Genomic DNA, 5,908 nt, shown 5'->3' with positions numbered 1-5,908 from the left:
TGGCCGAGGCCAACCGGCGGCAGTTGCTCGACGCCGGGCTGCGCGCCGAGGGCATCGAAGTGTCGCCCTTGTGCACCGCCTGCGAGCCGGAGCGGTTCTTCTCGTATCGTGTCAGCGGGGAGACGGGGAGGCTGATGGGGGTGGTGGGGATAAAAGGGAGTTAGGAGTTTGGAGTCAGCAGTTAGCGGGACACGGGGCGCAGGCGTTCAGGCCTGCACTTGCAGCCCTCACTTGAAGAATTGTCATCCTGAGGAAGCCCGACTGCCCTGGAGCGAAAGCGACAGGGTAAGGGAGGGCGACCGAAGGACCCCTATCGCTAGGAAGATCCCGACGGAATGCCTTGGTGCGTTCTCGAGTAGTCGAGGGTATAGGGGTCCTTCGACTCGCGATGCCCTGCGGGCCAGCCGCAGGGCATCGCTCGCTCAGGATGACAATAGGAAGGAAGGCAAGAGGCAAAAGGCAAAAGGGAAGAGGCTAGGAGCTAGCAGCTAGAAGCTAGCAGCTCGCTTTTCTCCCCCCATCCCACCAAGGTAGCGCGGTGGCGCGCTCCTGTAGATAATGGCGGCATGGACCGTGGGGAGACCTTCAAGCTGGCGGTGGACGCCTTGCGCGCGCACAAGCTGCGCTCCTTCCTCACCCTGCTGGGGGTGATCATCGGGGTGGCCAGCCTGATCGCCGTGGTCTCGGTGGTGCAGGGGCTGAACCAGTACGTGGCCTCGCGGGTGATGGACTTCGGCTCCACCTCCTTCCAGGTCAACAAGTTCTCCTCCGGCTTCCAGTCCATCGACGAGTTCCAGAAGGAGCTGAAGCGCAAGAACCTGACCTACGAGGACTTCCTGGCGGTGCAGCAAGGCTGCGCGCACTGCCAACTGGTGGCCGGGGTGTACGTGGACCAGAAGACCATCCACTACAAGAACCGCATGGTGGAGGGCGTGCAGTTGCGGGGCGTGACCGTGAATGCGCCCTTCATCGGGACGGCCATGGAGTTGGCCTCGGGACGGCACTTCACCGACGCCGACATCGACCACGCCCGCTACGAGATCATCCTGGGCGGGGACGTGGCCGACCGCCTCTTCCCGTCGGAGGACCCCATCGGCAAGGATGTGCGCGTCGGCGGCAACACCTTTACCGTGATCGGGGTGGCGGTCAAGCAGGGCACCTTCCTGGGCAGCCCCCAGGACGTCTTCGCGCGCATCCCCATCACCGTGTACACCCGCTTCGAGAATGTCACCTCGCAGTCCATCGTGATCCAGGCGCAGGCGGCCACCCCCGCCGACATGCAGACGGCGATGGACGAGACCCGGGTGATCCTGCGCAACCGCCTGCACCGCATGTACAACGACGAGGACGGCTTCGCCATGGACACCGCCGAGACCTTCCTGGAGATCTGGAGTTCGGCCACCGGCTCCATCTTCCTGGTGATGATCGCGGTGGTCTCCATCTCGCTGGTGGTGGGCGGGATCGTGATCATGAACATCATGCTGGTCTCGGTGACCGAGCGCACGCGCGAGATCGGGGTGCGGAGGGCGCTGGGAGCGCGCCAGGCCGACATCCTGGGGCAGTTCCTGGCGGAAGCGGTCACGCTGGCGGCGGTGGGCGGGCTGGTGGGCATCCTGCTGGGCGTGGGCATCGCCTTCCTGGTGGCCTGGCTCTCGCCCCTGCCCGCCGCCATCAAGCTGTGGTCGGTGGCGCTGGCCTTCCTGGCGGCCGCCTCCATCGGGGTGTTCTTCGGGGCCTACCCGGCGCGCAACGCCGCCAAGCTGGACCCGGTGGTGGCGTTGCGGGCGGAGTGAGCGGCATGTACTGGCAGATCGTCAAACTCGCGCTCGCCCAGATCCGCAGCCACAAGCTGCGCTCCGGCCTGACCATCCTGGGAGTGGTGATCGGGATCATGACCGTGGTCTCCATCGCCGCCATCATCTCCGGGCTGAATGCTTCCTTCTCGCGGCAGGTATCGAGCCTGGGCTCCAACATCATCACCATCCAGCGCATCCCGCAGTTCGCCTTCCGCTTTCCCAGCGAGGAGGAGCGGCAGCGCAAGGAACTCACCCTGGAGGACGCGGCCGCGCTGCGCGCCGAGCTGAGGGACGCGGACACGGTCACCACCCTGGTGCCCCTGGACTTCACCCGTTTCCCCGATCCCAACGTGCGCTTTGGCAACGTGCACACCCACGGGGTGCGGGTGCTGGGCGTGGACCAGGACTACATCGTGGTGTACACCTCGCGCATGCGGGAGGGTCGCTTCATCTCCGACGGGGACGTGCTGCACCACAGCCGGGTGGTGGCGCTGGGCGCCACCATCGCGGAAAACATGTTTCCGCACCAGGACCCGGTGGGCAAGACCATCTACTTCGAGAACGACGGCTACACGGTGGTGGGGGTGGTGGAGCGCCGGGGCATGCTCTTCGGCTTCGACCGCGACACCTTCATCTGGCTGCCCAACACCACCATGCTGAAGCTGCACCCCGAGTCCAAGGACGACGCCTGGATCGCGCTGCGGGCACGCAGCCCCCAGGCCATCCCCGACGCCATGGACCAGGCTACCGAGATCCTGCGGCGGCTGCGCCACGACGCTCCCGGCAAGCCCAACTCCTTCGACGTGGGCACCCAGAACCAGTTCATCGAACTCTACAACCAGCTCACCGGCGGGGCTTACCTGCTGATGCTGGTGATCAGCTCCATCGGGCTGATGGTGGGGGGCATCGGGGTGATGGCCATCATGCTGGTCTCGGTGACCGAGCGCACCCGCGAGATCGGGGTGAGAAAGGCCATCGGGGCGCGCCGCCGCGACATCCTCTTCCAGTTCGTGCTGGAGGCCATGGTGCTGACCGGGGTGGGCGGGATCCTGGGCATCATGGGGGGCGGGCTGATCAGCACCCTGGTGGACTGGCTCTCGCCCCTGCCCTCGCACGTCTCCCTGTTCTGGATCGTGGTGGCCTTCTCAGTCTCGGTGTCGGTGGGGCTGTTCTTCGGGATCTACCCGGCGGCGCGGGCCTCGGCGCTGGACCCCATCGAGGCGCTCAGGTACGAGTGAAGCAGTGGATAGTGCATAGTGAATCGTGGATAGCAAGACCACAGGGAGTCACGCGCCTATCGTCTTTGATGTCATTCTTCCGCGAGCGAAGCGAAGCGGGAGAATCTGGCGAGATCACTTGGGCCGCCGTAGTGGTTGCGCGCGCGCCGTCCTCAGATCCTCCGCTCGGCTTCGCCTCGCGAAGGATGACATCTTGAGAAAACGGTCGTCTGACGCGCACGCGGGGGCCAACGACGAACGACCAACGGCTGTCCTACGAGCCTGGCGTCGCGGCCTTGGCGCCCGAGTTGACCAGGTCCTTGAGTTCCTTGGAGGGCTTGAAGAAGGGGATCTTCTTGGCCGGGACCTGGACGCGGTCGCCGGTCTTGGGGTTGCGGCCGACGCGGGGCTTGCGCTGGCGGGTGCGGAAGCTGCCGAAGCCGCGGATCTCGATCTTGTCGCCGGAGCGCAGCGAGCGCACGATGCTGTCGAAGATGGTCTCGACGATGACCTCGCTGTCCTTGCGGGTCAACTCCACCAGGCGGGAGACTTCCTCGATCAGGTCGGCTTTGGTCATCTTGGCTCCAGAGAACGTTGCACTCTAAACCTAGCGGCGGCCGGGGCGCAACCCAAATCCTCTCCTCACTTCCACAGATAGTAGAAGCCCACGTTGCTCTGCATGAGCTTGGCGCGATCCGGCAGATACTCGGAGAGGTCGCCGAAGAGCACGTCCAGCAGGGTGCGGCGGGGCTTTTCCGGGCGCACCAGCACGGGCTCGCCCTTGATGCCCACCGCCTTGGCGGTGTCGTTGACCGCGTCCTGGAAGTCGCCCAACTGGTCCACCAGCTTCAAGGGGAGGGCCTGCTGGCCGGTCCACACCTTGCCGTCGGCGATGGCCTTCACGTCCTCGACCTTGAGGTGGCGGCCGTCGGCCACTGCCTGGATGAACTGCTGGTGCATGTTGTCGATCATGCCCTGCAGGTAGGCGCGCTCGGCGGGGGTGAGGTCGCGGGTGGGTGAGCCGGTGTCCTTGAATTCGCCCGCCTTCAGGGTGACGTCCTTGAGCTTGGCCCACTTGATGAGGTCGCCGTAGTTGTACCACTCGGCGATGACGCCGATGGAGCCCACCACCGAGCCCGGGTCGGCGTAGATCTTGTCGGTGGCCGAGGCCACGTAGTAGCCGCCGCTGGCGCCCACGCTCTCGATCTGGGCGACGATGCGCTTCTTCTTCTCGTCGCGGATGCGCTTGACCTCGCGGTAGATCTCCTGCGAAGCGGCCACGCCCCCGCCCGGCGTGTTGACGTGCAGGATGATGGCCTTCACCGAGTCGTCGTCGGCGTAGCGCTTCAGTGCCGGCACCACCTGCTTGGGATCCACGATGACCCCCTCCAGGTCCACCACCGCGATCTTGTCGCCGAAGCCGCGGAAGCCGTCGGCCTGCTGGTCGCTTTTGGCCGCCAGGTACACCAGGGTGAAGACCGCCATCAGGAAGAGGAAGAAGCCCCCTCCTCCCACCACGACCCAGAGCCAGATGCGGGAACGATTCTCGCCTGCCATAACGGTTGGCTAGTGTAGCACTCCCCGTAACAATCGGGAATCACAGAACTTATCACAGATGCGGCGGGAGCGGCGCAGGATTCACGGCGCCACCACCCGCAGCGCCCGCGGCTGGATCCGCACCGCGATGGGGGTCTGGCCGACGTACTCGCCGTCGGCGTAGACGTCGAGCGGGGGCTGGGTTTCCACCTGCAGGCGGGAGGTCTGGAAGTACTCGACCTCCTTCATCCCGACGTGCCGGCCCGACAGGACGGTGGGAAAGAAGCGCAGCAGGCGCAGCCGTCCCAGGTGAGAGACGAAGCAGAGGTCGAGAAGGCCATCTTCCAGGTCGGCGCCGGGAGCGATGCGCATGCCGCCGCCGTAGGTGGGCGAGTTGCCGAAGGCGACCAGACGCGCGGGGCGGGAGAGGCGGCGCTCGCCGCCGGGCGCGGCATCCTGGGCGATGACGGTGATGGTCTGCGATCGGTGCAGCAGGATGGTGAGCAAGGCGGCGAGCTGGTAGCCGCCGTGAGCGCGCAGCCAGCGGGGTAGGGCGTTGGCGCGGCGATTGGCTTCAGCGTCCAGCCCGCAGCCGGCCACGCAGCAGAAGTAGGTCGCTTCGTGTGGCCCAGCCGCCCCGGCTGGGCTTTCGATCACGCCCAAGTCGACGGCGCGCAGGTTGCCGCCGCCAGCGGCAAACTTGCGCCAGGCGGTGAGGGCGTCGTCGAGGCTGCGCAGGCCCAGGTTCCAGGCGAAGTCGTTGGCGCTGCCGGCGGGGACGGCGAGCAGCGGAACCTGGGTCGCCGCCAGCCCCGCAAGATGGCGGTGCAGGGTGCCGTCGCCGCCGAAGATGAGGGCGGCGTCCGCGGCGAGCCCGGGAGCGACCTCCTCCACCACCTCGATCGGCCCGCAGGCCTGCTCGAAGGGAAGCAGCCGCCGCGGCGAGACCTGGGGAGCGAAGATGGCCACGGCGCGCAAGGCGCTCTTTTTTACCACAGAGGACACCCTTCGGCTGCGCTCAGGGCAGGCTCCGGACACGGAGGAGGAACGACAGGGCTCGGATCTTCCCTAAGAGATGGTGACTTTGCGCAGCAGGCGGCCTACGCGGATGGTCAACTCGGCCGGCAGCTTGGTGTGCAGCACGGGGTCTTTCTTGACGTCGCCGTCCACGCGCACCGCGCCCTGCTTGATCTTGCGGGCGCCGTCAGTCACCGACTCGGCCAGGCCGCAGCGCGCCAGCAGCTTGTCCAGCTTGATGGCGGAGCCGTCGCCCTTGGCCGCGACCTCCTGGAACGCCACCGCCACCGCTTCCACGCTCTCCGGCACTTCCTTTTTCTGGAAGATGCGCGCCCAGTCCTC

Annotated in this window: 7 protein-coding genes; 3 read left to right on the top strand and 4 right to left on the bottom strand. The window is 66.5% G+C overall.

What is annotated here, in order from left to right; translation table 11 throughout:
- The 3 genes from VEG08_03155 to VEG08_03145 form a co-directional block, all read left to right on the top strand.
- Nucleotides 1–164: laccase domain-containing protein (locus tag VEG08_03155; protein HXZ26978.1), on the top strand; the 164-nt coding region annotated here is incomplete at its 5' end.
- Nucleotides 165–566: 402 nt separating this feature from the next.
- On the top strand, nucleotides 567–1,793 hold the full coding sequence (locus VEG08_03150) for an ABC transporter permease (GenBank protein ID HXZ26977.1): 1,227 nt from the start codon (nucleotides 567–569) through the stop codon (nucleotides 1,791–1,793).
- 5 nt (nucleotides 1,794–1,798) lie between these two features.
- The gene (locus VEG08_03145) at nucleotides 1,799–3,034 is read left to right on the top strand and encodes an ABC transporter permease (GenBank protein HXZ26976.1); all 1,236 of its coding nucleotides are present in this window, start codon (nucleotides 1,799–1,801) and stop codon (nucleotides 3,032–3,034) included.
- A gap of 253 nt (nucleotides 3,035–3,287) precedes the next feature.
- Here the strand turns inward: VEG08_03145 and VEG08_03140 are convergent, their stop codons facing one another.
- The 4 genes from VEG08_03140 to VEG08_03125 all read right to left on the bottom strand — a co-directional run.
- Nucleotides 3,288–3,590 (bottom strand): HU family DNA-binding protein, encoded by a 303-nt coding sequence (locus tag VEG08_03140; GenBank protein ID HXZ26975.1) that lies wholly within the window; start codon nucleotides 3,588–3,590, stop codon nucleotides 3,288–3,290.
- A 65-nt stretch (nucleotides 3,591–3,655) separates the two neighbouring features.
- Nucleotides 3,656–4,570 carry a signal peptide peptidase SppA gene (sppA, locus tag VEG08_03135; protein HXZ26974.1) on the bottom strand — a complete coding sequence of 305 codons (915 nt, stop codon included), beginning with the start codon at nucleotides 4,568–4,570 and terminating at the stop codon, nucleotides 3,656–3,658.
- 81 nt (nucleotides 4,571–4,651) lie between these two features.
- Nucleotides 4,652–5,545, bottom strand: coding sequence for a diacylglycerol kinase family protein (locus tag VEG08_03130; protein ID HXZ26973.1), 894 nt, complete (start codon nucleotides 5,543–5,545; stop codon nucleotides 4,652–4,654).
- 72 nt (nucleotides 5,546–5,617) lie between these two features.
- Nucleotides 5,618–5,908: S4 domain-containing protein (locus VEG08_03125; GenBank protein ID HXZ26972.1), on the bottom strand; the 291-nt coding region annotated here is incomplete at its 5' end.

It is taken from the genome of Terriglobales bacterium, assembly GCA_035624475.1.
Taxonomy (GTDB): Bacteria; Acidobacteriota; Terriglobia; order Terriglobales; family Acidobacteriaceae; genus DASPRL01.
The sequence above is the reverse complement of the archived record's forward strand: the minus strand, read 5'-3'. Positions and strand labels throughout refer to the sequence as shown.

Bases quoted from the DNA above. Each gene is read 5' to 3' on its own strand.
- sppA (HXZ26974.1), bottom strand. From the start codon at position 4,570: ATGGCAGGCGAGAATCGTTCCCGCATCTGGCTCTGGGTCGTGGTGGGA.
- VEG08_03145 (HXZ26976.1), top strand. From the start codon at position 1,799: ATGTACTGGCAGATCGTCAAACTCGCGCTCGCCCAGATCCGCAGCCAC.
- VEG08_03140 (HXZ26975.1), bottom strand. From the start codon at position 3,590: ATGACCAAAGCCGACCTGATCGAGGAAGTCTCCCGCCTGGTGGAGTTG.
- VEG08_03150 (HXZ26977.1), top strand. From the start codon at position 567: ATGGACCGTGGGGAGACCTTCAAGCTGGCGGTGGACGCCTTGCGCGCG.